The sequence below is a fragment of the Gemmatimonas sp. genome, from assembly GCF_021298855.1.
Classification (GTDB): domain Bacteria; phylum Gemmatimonadota; class Gemmatimonadetes; order Gemmatimonadales; family Gemmatimonadaceae; genus Gemmatimonas.
In genome coordinates this window covers 40,362-57,718 of sequence record NZ_JAJTHI010000031.1, presented here as the reverse complement: position 1 = coordinate 57,718, position 17,357 = coordinate 40,362, and the positions used below count along the sequence as shown (strand labels likewise).

Sequence of the window (17,357 nt, the reverse complement as noted above, 5' to 3'; positions counted from 1 at the left end):
CGCGCGGGTCCGTCTTTCTGCCCGGGCGCCCTTACAGCCCCAGCGCGTCCGCCTGGCCCCGTCCCTCGGCCGAAATCCGCAGCAACACGGCCACGGCCAGCCAGCTGACCAACAGGAAGGAGCCGCCGTAACTGAAGAAGGGCAATGGGATGCCCGTGACCGGCATGAGGTTGAGCGTCATGCCGACGTTGACCAGGACGTGCACGAACCAGGCCGACATGAGCCCGAACGCCACCAGGCTGGGGAACGCATCGGCGGCGCGGACGGCGATGCGGGTGCTCCGGAGGAAGAGCGCCAGAAAAAGCGCCAGGGCGACCACAACGCCCACGAACCCCAACTCCTCGCCGACCACCGAGAAGATGAAGTCGGTCTGCTGCTCCGGGAGAAAGTTGAGGCGCTTCTGGCTCCCCAACGTGAACCCCTTGCCGAACAGTCCCCCGGATCCGATGGCCACCTGGCTCTGGATGACGTTGTACCCCGAGCCCTGCGCATCGACCGACGGATCGAGGAACACCAGGAATCGCTGCTGCTGATACGGCTTGAGCTTGTCCCAAAGCAGGGGGGCCACCACACCCATGACCACGTTCGCCACCACCAATACCACCCCCTCGAGGAGGTACGGGCGATACCACAGCACCAGCGCCACGAGAATGAGGAACCACGCGCCCCACACCCCCGTGCTGAAGGCCAGGATGAGGCTGATACCCGGGCTGGCCAACATGAGCAGGACCGGCCACGGTACACCGGCCCAGAACAGCATGGCGAAGCAGATGCCAATGAACGTGAGCGCCGTCCCCAGATCCTTGGAAGCCAGCACGAGTACCCACGGAACCGCCACCACCAGCAGCGGCTTCCACAGCTCACGCATGGATGTGACCGTGTCCCGCTGCGAGGCCAGCACGCGCGCCAGCATGAAGGTCGTCGCCAACTTGGCCAGCTCCGCCGGTTGCCCGAGCCGCACGCCCCCGATGGTGAGCCACTGTTTGGTACTGGCCGCGGTGCCGGCTCCGCTGCCGAGGAACTGCAACAGCAGGAGCAAGACGCAGGCCATCACATACAGCGGCCACGCACTCCACTCGATGAGCCGCACCGAGCCGCGCGTGATCACCCACGTGGCGGCCACAGCGACGCCGAAGAACGCCAACTGCCGCTGCCACAACGTTTCGAGTCCCTTGTCCGGCATATCCGTCTGCCCGGCCGAGAAGACCATGGCGAGGCCGAACACGGTGAGCAGGAGCGCGGTAATGAGCAGGGGGACGTCGATGCGCTGGCGTCGCAGGATGCCTGGAGCAGCCATGGCCTCAGTCGGTGGGAACGGCGTTCATGGTGAGCTTGGTCTTGAGATAGCGCTCCATCAGCTTTGTGGCGACTTTTGCGGCCGTCGAGCCATGCAGCCCTTCTTCGATGATGATGGCCAGCACGATCTTCGGTTTGTCGGCCGGCGCATAGCCCACGAACCAGGCATAATCCTCTTCGGGCGGCACCTGCGCGGTGCCGGTCTTGCCGGCGATCGTGAGTCCCTGGATTTGCGCACCGGCGGCGGTGCCCCGGCTCACCACATCGGCAAGAGCCAGCTGCACGCTCTTGAGCTGCTCCGGTGAGAGGTCGAACAGTTTCTTGCGCTCCGGCGTCCGCGCCACGACCTGCGGCGTTGCCGCGTAGCCGTCGGTGGCGAGCGCGGTGTAGAAGCGCGCCATGTTGAGCGGCGTTTGGGAGTTGTTGGCCTGGCCGATGGAGAGGCTCAGTACGACCGACCGGTTCCAGCCGCGAGGGCCATATCGACGATCGAAGTACGCCGTGCTGGCAGGCCAGATCGGCGTCTTCTCGCCGGGCATGTCGATACCGGTCGAGTCACCGAACCCCAGCCGGACACCGCCTGCCAGCAGCCGCGTCAGGCCGATCTTGAGGCCAAGCTGGTAGAAGTAGACATCGCAGGACTTGGCGATGGCCTGCGCCAGCGAGATGTCGCCGTGCCCGCGCTTGTCCCAACACTTGAACACGCGGCCATAGTAGTAGCCACCGGTGCATGGCTGCTCCTGGTGCGTATCCATGGTGACCAGCCCCAGCTCCATGCCCAGGACCGCGGTGGCCAGTTTCCAGGTGGACGCGGGCGGATAGCGCCCGGAGAGTGCCCGGTTGAACAGTGGCTTGTACTTGTGCTCCTGCAACTCGCGGTAGTACGACGAGGATACGCCGCCAATGAAGCGGTTGATGTCGTAACTGGGGGCACTGTAGATGGCGAGCACGCCACCGGTTTCGGGCTCGAGGGCCACGACCGCGCCGCGCAGTGAGTCACCGAAGTACTCGTGCGCATACCGTTGCAGGTCGAGATCGATGTTGGTGCGCAGCGGCGGCGGCGCTTCCGGGGGTACCTCGGCGCGCACGCCGTTGTCGCGCACCACCCGATTCCTGGCGTCGACTTCGACGAAGCGGCTGCCCTCGCGGGCGCGCAGTTGCGGCTCGTACTGCTGTTCGAGTCCGCCCTTGCCGACCTGCTGCCCCGCCTTGTAGCCCTCGTAGCGCGGCATCGCGAGCTGCTCTTCCGAGATTTCCCCGGTGTATCCGACCAGCGCGGCGACGGCCTGCGCATCGGGATAATACCGCTTGGGGGCGCTCTGGATGATGAGGCCGGGGAACTCGGCGCGTCGCTCCTCGAGCACCGACACGACCTGAAAACTTGCGTCGTTGAAGATCACCGCCGGCCGCGTGGGCGCCGCCCGAAAGCGCCGCACGGCAAGTGCCTGCTGTGCCGAGTCGATCTCGATGACCCGGGACAGCGATCGCAGCGCCGAGCGCAGCGAATCCACGGTTGGGCTGAGAATGGACACCGAATAGCCCGGCAGGTTCTCGGCAATGATCTGGCCGTGCCGGTCGTAGATGATGCCACGCGCACCGGGCAACGGGACCTCACGCAGCCGATTGCTCTCCGCGCGGAGGACGAACTCCTCGTTGTGCAACACTTGGGCGCGAAAGAACGCGCCTCCCAGCGTCGTGAACGCGGCAACGAGCAGCACGCGCGCCACACGGGCGCGCCTGAGGATGGCGTTCGGATGGTAGCTCATCAGAGATGACGAACCGTCGGGGGGCGCACCGCGCGGCGGAGTGGGGAATGACGTCTACGGAGACTGTTACAACGCCTGCGGTCGATACAACGGACGAAAGAGCACGAGCAGCACGACCGCCGCCACCGCGGTGGCGGCGGCGGACAATGGCGCCCACAGCAGCAAGGTCACCACCAGCGACGCGCCCGCACCGACGCCGGTGAGCACTGTCATGGCTACGTCGAACAGCCACTTGGCACCGAAGACAAAGAGTCCCGTGAGCGCCACATGGTCGGCAAAGAAAACCGCCTTCAGCCACGACGCCCCGTAGGCCACCAGTGATAGCACGAGGGCACTGGCGCCGAAGTTGCCCGGCGCCAGGGCATCGAGCACCACCCCCGTGGCGAATCCGGCGACGGCGGCCAGCCCTGGCCGCAAGCGGACCGCGGAGAAGAGCACCGCGATGACCGCGAAGTCGACACTGGGCCCATCGCCCAGGAGCGGGCGCACCCCGAACTGCGCGGTGATCAGCAGCGCAAAGCCCAACCAGGCGCGCAGCGCACTGCCCAGACCGGGGGTCGGCTGTGGACCGCGCATCAGCGACGTCCTGCCGGACGCGGGACGCTGTCACGGCGCACGCTGTCACGGCGCACGCTGTCACGGCGCACGCTGTCACGGCGACTGCTGTCGGGGCGAAGGAGCGGGCGCCGACGCATGCCGTTGCCGATGGTGTCCCCAGGAGCCAGGCTATCGCTCCGCAGCGAATCGAGGGCGGCACGCCGCGCGGCCAGCTCATCCAGGGCGACCGACCGGCCGACCGAATCCCCAGCCGCTGCCGCCGCCCGGGCCGCACTGTCGGCCGCGGCACCACTCGTCCAAACCCCGTTTACTCCACGCTGGGCCCGTCCCGGCATGAGCACGAGGACGGGTCCGAGGTTCTCCGGCAACACGGCGGGCTTCACCAAGTAGGTGCGCGCCCATTTCTCGGGCGTGTTGAGTTCGCCAATGACGGTCCCTACTGGAATGCCGCGCGGATAGGTGGACCCGAGCCCCGAACTCACGATGAGCGTGCCGGAATCGAGCTTGGCGCGAAACGGCACCCCGCGCATTTCCAGCAACCAGCGCTCGGCGCCCGTGGCCAGATACGGTTGCACGATGCCGAACGCATCCTGATCGATGCTCATGGCGCTAACGCGGAAGTCCGGATGCGCCCACATGATGACCGTGCTGGTGGTCCGGTCAACCGTTTCGACCATGCCGACCAGTCCATCGGCGGTGACAACGGGCAGGAAGGGCTGCACACCGACCTGGCTGCCGGCGGTCAGGCTGATCGTGAACTCGTCCCCGCCATGGGATGGCAGCACCTCCGCGGGCACGAATCCCTCCTGCAATCGCGCGGAGAGTCCCAGCAGTTTGCGCAACGTGGCGTTCTCGTCACTGATCGCGCGCAGACTCAGCGTGTCGGCGACCGCACGTCCCCGCGTGGTGAGCAGATCATTGCGCGCCACGACCGCCGCGCGCACCCCGGCAGCGCGCGCCTCGAGCCGCACGAGCGGCGCGAGTACCGTGCCGCGCAGGGCGCTCGCGATCTCCTCACGCGACCGTCGCGGAGAGAGCCACGCCAGTATCGCCAACGTCGCGCACACCAGCACCAGGCCGGTGTCGAGACGCCCTTCGCCGCGGACGTTCCGTGCCACGCGTGTCGTGCGGGTATGAGGGGACAGGTCGCGCCGGGATTTCAGGTGGTGAGGACCGACCAGTACTTCTCTTCGTCGTCGAGGATCTTGCCCGTCCCGCGCACGACGCACGTGAGCGGATCGTCATCGACGTGAATGGGGAGGCCGGTCTCCTGGGACAACAGCACATCGAGCCCGCGGATCAGCGCGCCGCCACCCGTCATGACGATGCCGCGATCGACGATGTCCGAGGCCAACTCGGGCGGCGTGATCTCGAGCGCGCGGCGCACCGCGTCCACGATCTGCTGAATCGGTTCCTGCACCGCTTCGCGAATCTCGCTCGAGTGCACACGCACGGTCTTCGGAATACCCGAGACCAGGTCACGCCCCTTCACTTCCATCTCCCGCTCTTCGCCGACCGGATACGCCGAGCCGATCTGAATCTTGATCTGTTCCGCCGTGGGTTCGCCGATGAGCAAGTTGTAATTCTTGCGCATGAACTGCACGATGCTGATGTCCAGTTCGTCGCCGCCCGTACGAATGCTCGTGTCACTCACGATACCCGACAACGCAATCACGGCAATCTCGGTCGTGCCGCCGCCAATATCGATGACCATGTTGCCGGTCGGCGATTCCACCGGCAGGCCAACGCCGATGGCGGCGGCCATGGGCTCCGTCACCATGAACACTTCCTTCGCGCCCGCCCCCAGCGCCGAGTCACGCACCGCACGCTTCTCGACTTCCGTGATCCCCGACGGCACACAGACGATGACGCGTGGCTTCACCTTGAAGACGTGCTTGTCGATGACGAGCGTGAGAAAATACCGCAGCATCTTCTCGGTCACGTCGAAGTCGGCGATCACGCCGTCCTTCATGGGACGAACGGCCATGATGCCATCGGGCGTGCGCCCCAGCATGCGCTTGGCCTCGAGCCCCACGCCCTTGATCTTCTTCGTCTCCCGATCGAGCGCGACGACGGAGGGTTCGTTCAACACGATCCCCTCCCCCTTCACGTAGATCAGCGTATTGGCGGTGCCGAGGTCAACGGCGATGGCATTCGCCGGGAAAAACGAATTCGTCTTGCTGAAGGGCCAGAACATCCAAGGGAGACCGGGGCGGCGCGGCACCCGCAGGTGGCGCCTGATGAATGACAGGAGCGGCGTATGTGGTAAGGTATTGGCTCACCCCAGAGCGGACAAGCTATTGGAATATCGTGACCTAGCACACGACCACCGTCCACGCCCGAATGCAGCGCGGCCGGCCCCGGGAAAGGCCGGCCGCGTATCAGCCACCTGCAGGGACGGATTCAGAGGAACGTGCTCGGCTCGGACAGGGGCATACCGAACGCCTCCGCGACCCCCTGATAGGTCACCTTCCCCGCCGACATGTTGAGCCCCTTGAGCAGGGCCCCATTCTCCTTCAGCGCCTGCTTCCAGCCCTTGTTGGCCAGCTGCAGCGTGTACGGCAGCGTCGCGTTCGTCAGGGCCAGGGTGGAGGTCCGGGGAACCGCCCCCGGCATGTTCGCCACGCCGTAGTGGATGATGCCGTCCACCGTGTACGTGGGATTCTCGTGGGTCGTGGGTTTGATCGTTTCCACGCATCCGCCCTGATCGACGGCCACGTCCACGATGACCGCCCCGGGACGCATGCGGGCGAGATCCGCCCGGCGCACCAGCTTCGGCGCCTTGGCGCCGGGAATGAGCACACCACCGATGACCAGATCGCAGGTGCTGATCTGCTCGACGATGTTGTGCCGGTTGGAATGCACCAGCTGCACGTTGGCCGGCATCACGTCACTCAGGTAGCGCAGGCGCTCGAGCGAGAGATCGAGGACCACCACCTTGGCTCCCAATCCCGCCGCCATCTTGGCGGCATTCACGCCCACAATGCCGCCGCCCAGAATGACCACCTTGGCCGGGGCAACGCCCGGCACGCCACCGAGCAGCACGCCACGTCCCCCGTACAGCTTCTCGAGGTACTTGGCCCCCTCCTGCACCGCCATGCGTCCCGCCACTTCGGACATGGGGATCAGGAGCGGCAGGTCACGGTTGGGCAGCTCGACGGTCTCGTACGCAATGCAGGTTGCCCCGCTGGCGAGATGCGCCTTGGTGAGCGCTTCGTCCGCAGCGAAATGGAAATACGTGAATAGCGTGAGGTCGCGCCGCAGGTACTGCCACTCGGAAGCGATCGGTTCCTTGACCTTGAGCAGGAGTTCCGCCTTGCCCCAGGCCGTGGCGGCATCAGGCACGATCTGGGCGCCGACCCCCACGTAGTCCGCATCTTCGAAACCGCTGCCAATGCCCGCACCGGTTTCGATGAATACCTCATGACCAGCGGCGACGAGCGCCTCTGCCCCGGCCGGGACGAGGGCAACGCGGTTCTCGTTGGTCTTGATCTCTTTCGGTACCCCGATTCGCATAGGGATTTCTGGATTGAGGGGAGTTCGTCAGCGTACGGCCTTGGGGCCGAGGCTGACGAGGATGTGTCGATCCGGATCGAAGAAGTCGCGCGCTACCTCGCGCACCTGATCTTCGTCAATGGCGTCCACGAGCGCCATCAGCTCGTCGATCGTACGGTACGGCTCACCGTACAGGGCCGTGGTCGCCGCGCGATACATGCGGGAGGAGACCCCTTCCATGGACAGCACCAACTGTCCCCGAAGCTGGCGCTTGCCGGCCGCCAGCTCGGCGCCGGTGAGCCCACGACGTGCCACCTCGCGCAGGACGTCACGCACCGCATCCAATGCCTCCTGGGCACTATCTGGTGCGCTGGCGAGGTACACGCCGTGGGAACCGGTGTCGGCGTAGGATCCCGAGAAGCTGTGCACGCTGTACGCCAGCCCCAGCTCCTCGCGCACCCGCTGGAACAGCCGTGAACTCATTCCGCCGCCAAGCAGCATGTCGATGAGCGCAAAGGCATACCGCCGGGGATCACCGTGGGCGATGCCCGGACCCCCCAGTACGACATGCACCTGCCCGATATCCTTCCTTTTCACATGCTCGGCATGCGGACCCGCCGCCTCTACCGGATCGACCGCGAAGGGGGTGCAATCGCCCCTCGCTTCATCGAGCCAGCCGGTACGCTGCAGAACCTGGAGCAGCTGCTCGTGCTCCACGCGCCCCGATGCCGCGACGACCACGCGGCCCGGGTGGTAGGCCGAGGTGTGCAGCGCGCGCAGGTGTGACACGTCGAGTGCCTTCACCGTCTCGCGCGTGCCGAGGATGGCATACCCATGGGGATGGTCGCCCCACAGCGCGCGATTGTGCACGTCGAAGATGATGTCATCGGGGGTGTCATCGACCATGCTGATCTCTTCCAGGATGACCTTGCGCTCGAGCGCCAGATCCTCCGGACGGAGCAAGGGATGGAAGATGAGCTCCCCAATGACCTCGGCAGCGGTCTCGAGATGCTCATCGAGCACGCGCGCCTGATACGACGTGTGTTCGCGTTCGGTGTAGGCGTCGAGGGCGCCGCCGAGCGTCTCGAGCGAGAGGGCGATCTCCTGCGCACTGCGGGTGCGGGTCCCCTTGAACACCATGTGTTCGAGGAGGTGGGATACGCCCATGACCTCCGGGCGCTCGTGCAACGTGGCGGCCCGCACCCATGCCCCGAAAGCAACCGACCGCGCTCCCGGAACGGCTTCCGAGAGCACGGTCAGTCCATTGGGAAGGTCCGTACGGTGCAGCGTGGGCGCCTCGGCGCCCGAAGCATCAGCGCCGATCGCGACCACCACCGTTCCGTCCACCACGTCCACCACGATCACCACCGCGGTCACCGCGCTCGCTGTCATCACGACGCGGACGCTCGCCCTGCGGCTCGTCAGGCATGCCTTCCGGCTTCGGCAGCAGCGCCTTCATGCTCAACCGCAGGCGCCCGCGCTCGTCGCGATCAACCAGCTTGACCGTGACCCGATCACCCTTCTTGCACACGTCCTCGGGCTTCTCGACCCGCTCCCACTTCATCTCCGAAACGTGCAGGAGCGCTTCGGTGCCGGGCATGATTTCGACGAAGGCACCGAACGCCGTCACCGTCTTGACGGTACCCTCGTAGGTCTCGCCCACCACCGGTTCCGCGGTGATGGCCATGACCATCTGCTTGGCGCGCTCCATGCTCTCGCCACCCACGGCAGCGATGGTGACCGTGCCGTCGTCGTCGACGGTGAGCTCGGCGCCGGTTTCCTCCTGAATGCCGCGGATGTTCTTGCCCTTGGGGCCGATGAGTTCGCCGATCTTGTCGACCGGGATCTGCACCGTGACAATGCGCGGCGCGTACTTGGAGAGTTCGGCGCGTGGCGTGGCCAGCGCCTTGTCCATCTCGCCGAGGATGTGCAGACGGCCTTCCTTCGCCTGCGACAGCGCCTCCTCCATGATCTTGAGGTCGAGCCCCTCGATCTTGATGTCCATCTGGATGGAGGTAATGCCGTCCTTCGTGCCGGCCACCTTGAAGTCCATGTCGCCGAGGTGGTCTTCGGTGCCAAGGATGTCGGTGAGGATCGCGTACTTCTTGCCTTCCTTGATCAGCCCCATGGCCACTCCGGCCACGGCCGCCTTCATGGGCACGCCGGCGTCGAACAGCGCGAGCGAGCCGCCGCACACCGAGGCCATCGATGACGAGCCGTTGGACTCGAGCACGTCGGAGACGATGCGGATGGTGTAGGGGAAGTCGGCAAAGTCGGGGAGCACGCCCTGCAGCGCGCGCTCGGCGAGGTTGCCGTGGCCGATCTCGCGGCGGCTGGTGCCACGCATGGGCCGCACTTCACCCGTCGAGAACGGCGGGAAGTTGTAATGCAGCATGAACGAGCGCGTGACTTCGCCCGCTTCCTTGATGGAGTCGAGGCGCTGCGCGTCCTTCGCGGTGCCGAGCGTGGCTGCAACAAGCGCCTGGGTCTGACCGCGCGTGAAGAGCGAGGACCCATGGGCCCGCGGCAGGACGCCGTTGTCGATGGTGATGGCACGCACTTCGTTGGGCTTCCGGCCGTCGACACGCAGATTGGTGTCGAGCACCTGCGCGCGCAACTCGTGGTACTCGACATCGCCGAGGATGGTGTGAATGTCCTTGGCATTGTCGGGGAACTCGACCAGCAGCCCCTCGGCGAGTTCCTTCTTGGTGCGCTCCACGGCCTCGATGCGCGTGTGCTTGTCCTTCTGGTTGAGCGCCTCGCGGATGCGACCGGCGGCGAGTTCCTTGACCTTGGTCGATACACCTTCGGGCGTCTCGGCCTTCGTCCACGCCATCTTCGGCTGCTGCACCTTGGCGAGCAGTTCCTCCTGCGCCGCGATCAACTCGCGAATGCCGTCGTGCGACAGGCGCAGCGACTCCAACACGTCCTCTTCGGAGACCTCGAGCGCCCCGCCCTCCACCATCACGATGGAATCCTTCGAGCCGGCCACCACGAGCTCCATATCGGAGAACGCGACCTGCTGGAAGGTAGGGTTGAGCACCCAGTGCCCCTGCACCCGCCCCACGCGCACCCCGGCGATGGGGCCGAGGAACGGGATCTTGGACGCGTTCAGCGCAAACGAAGCGGCAACGAGCGCGAGCACATCGGCGTCATTCTCCTGGTCGGCAGAGATGACGTAGATGAACACCTGGACTTCGTTCTTGAAGCCTTCCGGGAAGAGCGGCCGGATCGAGCGATCGATGATGCGCGCCGCCAGGATCTCGTGATCGTGCGGGCGCCCTTCGCGCTTGATGAAACCGCCCGGGATCTTGCCCGCGGCGTAGGTCTTTTCCTTGTATTCGACCGTGAGCGGGAAGAACGGGAGCGGGCTCTGATTGTCGCTCACGGTGACGGCGGCGAGCACCATGGTCTCGCCGAATTGGACCACTGCGGAACCCGCCGCCTGCTTCGCCATGCGTCCGGTCTCGATGACCAGGGGGCGACCAGCGAACGTCCGCTCGATTCGATGCATCATCTGCTATGTAACCTCATGAGAACGCAAATCGCGCGGGAGGCAACGGTGCCCCCGCGCGACGACGTGACGGAACTCGGCTTAGTAGCGGAGCCCAAGGTCTTGCACGAGCGTGCGATACTGCTGCACGTCCGTACGCTTCAAATAGTCCAGCAAACGGCGGCGCTTGCCGACCATCTTGAGGAGGCCGCGGCGACCATGATGGTCCTTCGCGTGCGTACGGAAGTGACCCGTCAGGTAGTTGATGCGCTCCGTCAGGAGGGCGATCTGTACGCGGGTCGAACCGGTGTCCCCTTCGTGGGCCCGGTACTTGTCGATCGTGGTAGCCTTGTCGAACGCCATCGTCGTTGTATTCTCAGCCGTGATCCGAGCTGTCGTCGCGCGGAGTGGTGCGCGACATTCACTGCGGGTTTTGTGCGCGCAATTGCAGGAAGCACGGTAGCTTACTCGACTCTGCCCCCCCTGTAAAGGACCCTGCCGTGCCAGAACGTTACCTGGGGCGTACCATCGGGAAGTACCGCGTCACCCGCCATCTGGGGACAGGGGCCTTTTCGTGGGTCTACGAGGCCGTCGATCTCGACCTCGAAATCCCGGTCGCCTTGAAGATCCTGCGTCCCGAGTTCGCCGGGCAGGAAGTCGCCGAAAGCCGCTTCCGCAAGGAGGCCGCGACGGCGGCTCGCCTCCGGCATCCCAACATCGTCACGGTCCGTGATGTGGGACAGGTGGACGGGGCAGCGTTCGTGGCCATGGACCTCTATCCGCTCACCCTCGGGCGACGCCTTGCGCTGGTGGGTCGCCTGCCCGAAACCGAGGTGGTGCGCCTCGGGATCGGCATGGCCGCCGCCCTCGCTGTGGCGCATGCCAGCCAGATTGTCCACCGTGACATCAAGCCCGACAACATCCTGCTCGATCAGGATGGCGACGCGATCGTGGCCGACTTCGGCCTGGCCCGTGCCTTGGCGGCCGGGTCGCTGGGCGACACCAACCAGGTCCAGGGTACCCCGCACTACTTCAGCCCGGAGCAGGCGCGGGGGAAGGAACTCGACGGTCGGAGTGACCTGTACTCGGTGGGGGTCACCCTCTACCGGGCCGCCACCGGGAGACTCCCGTTCGAAGGCGATGACTGGTACGCGGTGGCCCGATGCCACATCGAGACACCGCCCCGCCCGCCGCGCGACCTCGTTCCGGAGCTCACCGTCGAGTTCGATGCCCTGGTGCGGCGCCTGCTGGCAAAAGATCCGGCAGACCGGATACCCAATGCCGTCCAGCTGGTAGATGCCCTGGCGGCGCTCCCTACGGCACCGGATCGGAGCGCTGGCCTGTCACGCCTCGGTTCCAACACCGTCGACGCCTTCCGTGTCTCCCCTCCCGTGCCAAGCCGCTGGTGGCCCGCGGCGGCCATCCTGGTCGTGGGTGGGGTCATTGGCTGGATGGCCTGGGAGCGGCAGGGTGGCGACGCCGACCCCGAACCCGCCCCCGCGATCACGGTGGCCGCAGATAGCGCCCGACCCGTCCCGGTACCTGTCGATTCGCCGCCGCCGCCGCCGCCGCTGGCCGCTTCCACCCCAGCCACCACGGTCCCCCCGGTCAAACGTCCCGTGGCCCCACTGCCTCGTACGGTGCGTGTCGAGGTGACCACCCTCGACTCGGCCGTGATCTACGTCGACAATCGGCAGGTAGGCGTTGGACGTTGGTCCGCCGACGTGGCGGTGTCCCCCCGCCTCTCGTTGCGCGCCGTCGTCCCCGACGCGCCGACCACGTGCCGCACCGCCCTGCACGATACGGTGCTGACTGGTCTCAAGGCGGGGCAGCGCCTCGCGGTCGATCTGCCGGTGCGCGGGTGTGCGGTCGTCCGCTATCGGGTGGAGCCGCGCGACGCGCGGGTGCAGTTCGTGCCGGTGGACGGTGGCCGTGCATACGAAACGCGCGCCGACAGCGTGGAATCGTACTCGCTCCCCTGGGGGAGGTACCTCATGCGTATCTCGGCTCCGTATTGCATTGTCTTTTCCGACACCGTGGTCGTGAATCGCCGCGGCGGGGACGCGGTGGTTCCACGCAAGCTCGTGTGCAGTTGACCTGAAGCGACGGCTGTGCCGGGGATGGCGACGGCACGGGCAGGCGCCAGGAGCGCGATGGCCGCGGACGCTCACCCGGGCGCAGCGTACGCGGGACCGGTGACGCCCTCACCAACGACCGTGGTCACCTCGCCGTACGCTCCGCCGCGAGACTAGCGCCCCACCGCCATACTGCCGACGCCAATGATGGTGCCCACGAGGGTTCCCATCCAGAAGCGACGCTCGTGCCACCACCGTTCCTCGGGGCGCACGACCAGCAGGAAGTGCTCCGGCTTGACGCGTGTCACCTGCCCCGTCACGAGCGCAGTGGCGGTGGCGCTGTCACGGCGGATCACGCGCAGACGCGCGACCAGCGCATCGCGCTGCTGGGGATCGACCACGTAACTCGGCAACCCCGTGCGCACCCACCGCGCTTCCCGCACGCGAAAGGTCGCAGTGGAATCGGTGACGCTGTCGATCTCGAACCGCGCCGCGTCACGCGGAATGCGTGGCAGAGCCGGTCCGCTGGCGGTCGAGGCCTGCGGAGGAGACCACGGCATGCGAACGCTGCAGCCGGCGAGCGCCAGCGAGGCCGTCAACAGCGCGCACGCGCGTCTCACGGCGTGAAAACCGACCGGATATCGTTGAACGTCACCAGAATGATCAGTGCCAGCACCGCCAGCACCCCCACCCGCGCGAACGCCTCACGCGTCCGCATGCTGAAGGTGCCGCCCTTGATGCGCTCGGCAATGACCAGCACGATCTGTCCGCCGTCGAGGACGGGTATGGGGACGAGGTTGAGGATGGCGATGTTGAGACTGAGGAACGCAATCAGCGACCAGAGCGTCTCCGCGCCATTGCGCGCCGCCTGCACCGACGTGCGCGCGATCTGGATGGGTCCACCAAGGTTCTTCGCCGACACCTCACCGGAAACGAGTCCACCCAGCACGGTCACGACGTTGCGCGCCATGGCCCACGTGGCCCTGGTGCCGCTCGCCACGGCTTGCGCCAGCGATACCGACTCGCGGACGACCGAATCACGCACCATCATGCCGACGCGACCGACCTTCGTGGCTGCCCCGGTCACGGGGTCCTGCGCTTCCACCACCTGGGGCGCCATGGTGGCCTGCACACGCTCGGTGCCACGCAGCAGGTCGAACTGTACGGTTCCGGTCGTGACGGGGGAGACGCGGGCCAGGACCTCATCCCAGGCGCGCACGCTGTCGCCGTTGATCGCCACGATCCGGTCGCCGGCCCGTACGCCAGCGGCCGCGGCGGGCGCGCCGGGTACGATGGAGTCGATCACGGCAGGCACATAGCGGTTTCCGTACGTGTAGTACAGGCCGCTCGTTACCGACATCGTGAGCAGGATGTTCATGATGACGCCGGCCGACAGGATGAAGATGCGCGCCATCGCGGACTTGCTCTCCACCCATCGATCGGCCGGCACCGCTTTCGGTCCGAATGGCGCCATGCCCTGGGGATCCCACAGCGCGTCCGGCACCCCGGCCGGTTGCTTCGGGCCGCTCTCAAGCGAGCCACGATCGGCCTCCCCACCCTCAATCCCCGCCAGGGCGTCGTCGTCGCGCGAGGCCATGCGCACGTAGCCGCCCAGCGGAATGAGCGATACCCGGTAATCGGTTTCGCCACGCTTCCAGCCGAACAGGCGACGCCCCCACCCCAGCGAAAACACCGGGGCGTACACGCCACACAGCTTGGCCGCCACGAAGTGGCCCAATTCGTGTACGAACACGACGAGGCCGAAGACCAGCAACGGCGCGATATAGACCGACAGGGAGGCCATGGTTGCTACAACTCCGCCACAATGCGAGACCGGACATGACGACGCGCGGCGGCATCGGCCGCGAGCAGCGCGTCGAGCGTGTCACCAGAGGATCCACCCAACTCCTGCAACGCGTCCGCCACCCGTTCGGCAATCCCGCCGAAACTCAGATGTCCTGCGAGAAACTGCGCCACGGCTTCCTCGTTCGCCGCGTTGAACACCGCCGGGGCCGCTCCGCCCTGGCGTCCGGCCGCGATCCCCAGGCCGAGCATGGGAAACTGTTCGTGGCGTACCGCCTCGAACGTGAGGCCACCCAACGCCACCGGATCGAATGATGGTACGCCACTGTCGGGCACGCGTTCCGGCCACGTGAGGGCGTACAGGATGGGCAACTCCATGCTCGGCACCCCCATCTGGGCGAGCACGCTGCCATCAACGAATTCCACGAACGAATGGATGATGCTCTGCGGATGGACGACGACGTCAATGCGGTCATACGGCACGCCGAACAGGTGATGTGCCTCGATCACCTCCAGCGCCTTGTTCGCCAGCGTGGCACTGTCGATGGTGATCTTGCTGCCCATCTGCCAGGTGGGATGCTTGAGCGCATCGCTCCGGGTGGCGGTGGCGATACGTTCGGCGGGCCACGTGCGGAAGGGGCCGCCGGAGGCCGTGAGCAGGAGCCGTCGGACCTCATGCGGCTGACGCCCAGCCAGGCACTGAAGAATGGCCGAATGCTCGCTGTCCACGGGCACCAGTTCGCCGCCGTGTTCGCGGGCCGTGTCCGTGACGATGCCACCAGCGACGACAAGCGTTTCCTTGTTCGCCAGGGCGACACGCTTCCCGCAACGCAGCGCGGCGAGCGTGGCCGGAAGCCCGGCGGCGCCGACCACGGCATTGATGACGATGGCGGCCTCGGGATGCGTGGCCGCCGCCACGAGGCAATCAGGGCCACGCCCCCATGCCGCCGGCGCGTCGGGGCACGATTGCACCAGTCCCGCATACGCGGGCGAAAACCGCGCCACCTGCTCCTGCAGCGCCGCAAAGTTCCCGTTGGCGGTCAGGGCGACCGGCACGAACCGATCCGGTTGCCTGGCCAACACGCGCAGGGCGCTGGTGCCGATCGAGCCGGTTGCCCCAAGCAGGGCAACACCCACCGGCCCGGCGGCCGACGCACCTCCGATGGGGGCCGCCGACATTCCGGGGGGGGTCATCGTCCCCCCGGCGCGGGGATCAACAGCCAGTCGTACAGTGCATAGGCCGTCGGCAGCACGAAAAAGAGCGAGTCGAGGCGATCCAGTACGCCCCCGTGTCCAGGGAACAGCGTGCCACTGTCCTTGACGCCGGCCTCACGCTTGAGGAGGGACTCGGCGAGATCGCCGACCTGCGCGACCACACTGATAGCGGCACCGAACAGGACCAGTCCCCACGGGGTGAAGGCCAGCTGGGCACGCGGAACAAGGAGGCCGTGCACGAACGCATAGGTCGCCGCCACGGTCACGACGATCGCTCCGACGGCCCCCGCCACGGTCTTGCCCGGGCTCACACTGGGCATGAGCTTGCGCCCGCCGATCAGTCGGCCGCTGAAATACGCTCCGGTGTCGCTGGCCCAGGTGAGCACAACCGGAAAGAGGACGGCCAAGGCTCCGGCGGTATCGCCCACCGCGTAGTTGTGGTAGCGGAGGGCATAACCGAAGGCGAGCGTCCCCCCCGTGTACAATACGCCGTACACCGTCGTGCTGACCGCGCCCAGCGGCCTCCCCTCGACCCCGCGCAACCAGATGGCGGCGCCGAGCAGGAGCAGCACGGGAAGAATCCAGGCGTAGAGCGGGAGGCGCAGCACCCCCAACAGCTCGCCGTGCACGGCAATCGGCACGAGCGCCGCGGCGATCACCCCAAGGACGACCAGCGGGGTCGCGCCACCTTCCCGAGCGAGGCGATAGAACTCCCACGCGCCGATACCGGCGAGCCCGCCGAGCAGGGTGGCGAGTGGCGCCCCCCCGATCCAGATGATGCCGATGGCGAGTGGCACTCCAACGAGCGCCACAAGGACGCGACGACCGAGTTCGTTCACGACGCAGCAGGGGTTATGGAGTCACCCGTCCGAAGCGACGGTCACGACGTTGGAAGTCGCAGATCGCCTCGTAGAGGGCGGCGCGATCGAAATCGGGCCACAGGACGCTGGAGATGTACAGCTCCGCGTAGGCAACCTGCCACAGCAGGAAGTTGGAAAGCCGTTGCTCGCCGGAGGTCCGAATGAGCAGGTCCGGGTCGGGACAGTGAGCGGTGAAGAGCCGACTCCGGAACTGCGCCTCGTCGATCTCCTCCGGCAGCAGGTCCCCCTGCAACACGTCGGTAGCGAGGAGACGGGCTGCGCGCACCAGCTCGGCGCGTCCGCCATACGAGATGAAGAGGTTGAGGCCGAGGCGCGCACCGCCCGACGTCTCCCGCCGCACCCGCTCGACCGCCGCGGCAGCGGCCGGGCTGAGGCGATCAAGATCGCCATGCACGTGGACGCAGACCCCCTGCCGCGCGAGGTCCGCCGCCTCACGGGCAATGAACTCCTCGAGGAGCGACATCAGCGCCGACACCTCGGTTTCGGGCCGCTGCCAGTTCTCCTGGGAGAACGCGAACAGTGACAGCCATTCGACGCCGGATTCGAGACACCCCTCCACCACGGCGCGCACCGCCTTCATGCCCGACCGATGCCCGAATGGGCGCGGCATGTGTCGTTCCCGCGCCCATCGGCCATTTCCATCCATGATTATCGCGATATGCCGCGGCACCGCCCCATGCACGCGAATGCGTGCCAACAGATCCGACTCGGTATCAGTCATCATGGGTCGCGGCGGTGACGGGGGAACACAGGGCGGCGTGTCCGCGGCGGCGGA

The 17,357-nt window shown here is 66.7% G+C and carries 15 protein-coding genes; 1 reads left to right on the top strand and 14 read right to left on the bottom strand.

Annotated features, from left to right (window positions below; genetic code table 11):
- Nucleotides 1-31 precede the first annotated feature (31 nt).
- From rodA to rpsO, 9 genes are all read right to left on the bottom strand, one after another.
- The gene (gene rodA / locus LW840_RS10725) at nt 32-1,297 is read right to left on the bottom strand and encodes a rod shape-determining protein RodA (RefSeq protein WP_291260995.1); all 1,266 of its coding nucleotides are present in this window, start codon (nt 1,295-1,297) and stop codon (nt 32-34) included.
- A gap of 4 nt (nt 1,298-1,301) precedes the next feature.
- Complete coding sequence (gene mrdA / locus LW840_RS10720; RefSeq protein WP_291260996.1) at nt 1,302-3,062, bottom strand: penicillin-binding protein 2; 1,761 nt, start codon at nt 3,060-3,062, stop codon at nt 1,302-1,304.
- A 66-nt stretch (nt 3,063-3,128) separates the two neighbouring features.
- Entirely contained in the window at nt 3,129-3,638 is a 510-nt protein-coding gene (gene mreD, locus LW840_RS10715; RefSeq protein WP_291266584.1) for a rod shape-determining protein MreD, read from the bottom strand.
- Entirely contained in the window at nt 3,638-4,738 is a 1,101-nt protein-coding gene (gene mreC, locus LW840_RS10710) for a rod shape-determining protein MreC (protein ID WP_291269674.1), read from the bottom strand. The genes mreD and mreC overlap by 1 nt, the downstream gene beginning before the upstream one ends.
- A gap of 41 nt (nt 4,739-4,779) precedes the next feature.
- Nucleotides 4,780-5,817, bottom strand: coding sequence for a rod shape-determining protein (locus LW840_RS10705; protein ID WP_291260999.1), 1,038 nt, complete (start codon nt 5,815-5,817; stop codon nt 4,780-4,782).
- 206 nt (nt 5,818-6,023) lie between these two features.
- The gene (gene ald, locus LW840_RS10700) at nt 6,024-7,136 is read right to left on the bottom strand and encodes an alanine dehydrogenase (protein WP_291261000.1); all 1,113 of its coding nucleotides are present in this window, start codon (nt 7,134-7,136) and stop codon (nt 6,024-6,026) included.
- A 27-nt stretch (nt 7,137-7,163) separates the two neighbouring features.
- Nucleotides 7,164-8,507, bottom strand: a complete 1,344-nt coding sequence (locus LW840_RS10695; protein WP_291261049.1) for a pitrilysin family protein — start codon at nt 8,505-8,507, stop codon at nt 7,164-7,166.
- Entirely contained in the window at nt 8,428-10,629 is a 2,202-nt protein-coding gene (locus tag LW840_RS10690) for a polyribonucleotide nucleotidyltransferase (RefSeq protein WP_343213626.1), read from the bottom strand. The genes LW840_RS10695 and LW840_RS10690 overlap by 80 nt, the downstream gene beginning before the upstream one ends.
- A gap of 81 nt (nt 10,630-10,710) precedes the next feature.
- On the bottom strand, nt 10,711-10,971 hold the full coding sequence (rpsO, locus tag LW840_RS10685; protein WP_026850731.1) for a 30S ribosomal protein S15: 261 nt from the start codon (nt 10,969-10,971) through the stop codon (nt 10,711-10,713).
- 137 nt (nt 10,972-11,108) lie between these two features.
- Between rpsO and LW840_RS10680 the strand changes: the two genes are divergently transcribed.
- Nucleotides 11,109-12,704, top strand: a complete 1,596-nt coding sequence (locus LW840_RS10680) for a serine/threonine-protein kinase (RefSeq protein WP_291276964.1) — start codon at nt 11,109-11,111, stop codon at nt 12,702-12,704.
- A 152-nt stretch (nt 12,705-12,856) separates the two neighbouring features.
- Here LW840_RS10680 and LW840_RS10675 read toward each other — a convergent pair whose 3' ends face one another.
- From LW840_RS10675 to LW840_RS10655, 5 genes are read right to left on the bottom strand one after another with little or no spacing between them, the layout of a single operon-like run.
- Complete coding sequence (locus LW840_RS10675) at nt 12,857-13,243, bottom strand: hypothetical protein (protein ID WP_291276963.1); 387 nt, start codon at nt 13,241-13,243, stop codon at nt 12,857-12,859.
- 56 nt (nt 13,244-13,299) lie between these two features.
- Nucleotides 13,300-14,487, bottom strand: coding sequence for an RIP metalloprotease RseP (rseP, locus tag LW840_RS10670; RefSeq protein WP_291261004.1), 1,188 nt, complete (start codon nt 14,485-14,487; stop codon nt 13,300-13,302).
- Nucleotides 14,488-14,492: 5 nt separating this feature from the next.
- Nucleotides 14,493-15,665 carry a 1-deoxy-D-xylulose-5-phosphate reductoisomerase gene (dxr, locus tag LW840_RS10665; protein ID WP_343213625.1) on the bottom strand — a complete coding sequence of 391 codons (1,173 nt, stop codon included), beginning with the start codon at nt 15,663-15,665 and terminating at the stop codon, nt 14,493-14,495.
- Nucleotides 15,666-15,676: 11 nt separating this feature from the next.
- Nucleotides 15,677-16,540, bottom strand: a complete 864-nt coding sequence (locus tag LW840_RS10660) for a phosphatidate cytidylyltransferase (RefSeq protein ID WP_291273621.1) — start codon at nt 16,538-16,540, stop codon at nt 15,677-15,679.
- 13 nt (nt 16,541-16,553) lie between these two features.
- A complete protein-coding gene (locus tag LW840_RS10655) occupies nt 16,554-17,306 on the bottom strand; it encodes an isoprenyl transferase (protein WP_291261007.1) in 753 nt (250 codons plus the stop codon).
- Nucleotides 17,307-17,357 lie beyond the last annotated feature (51 nt).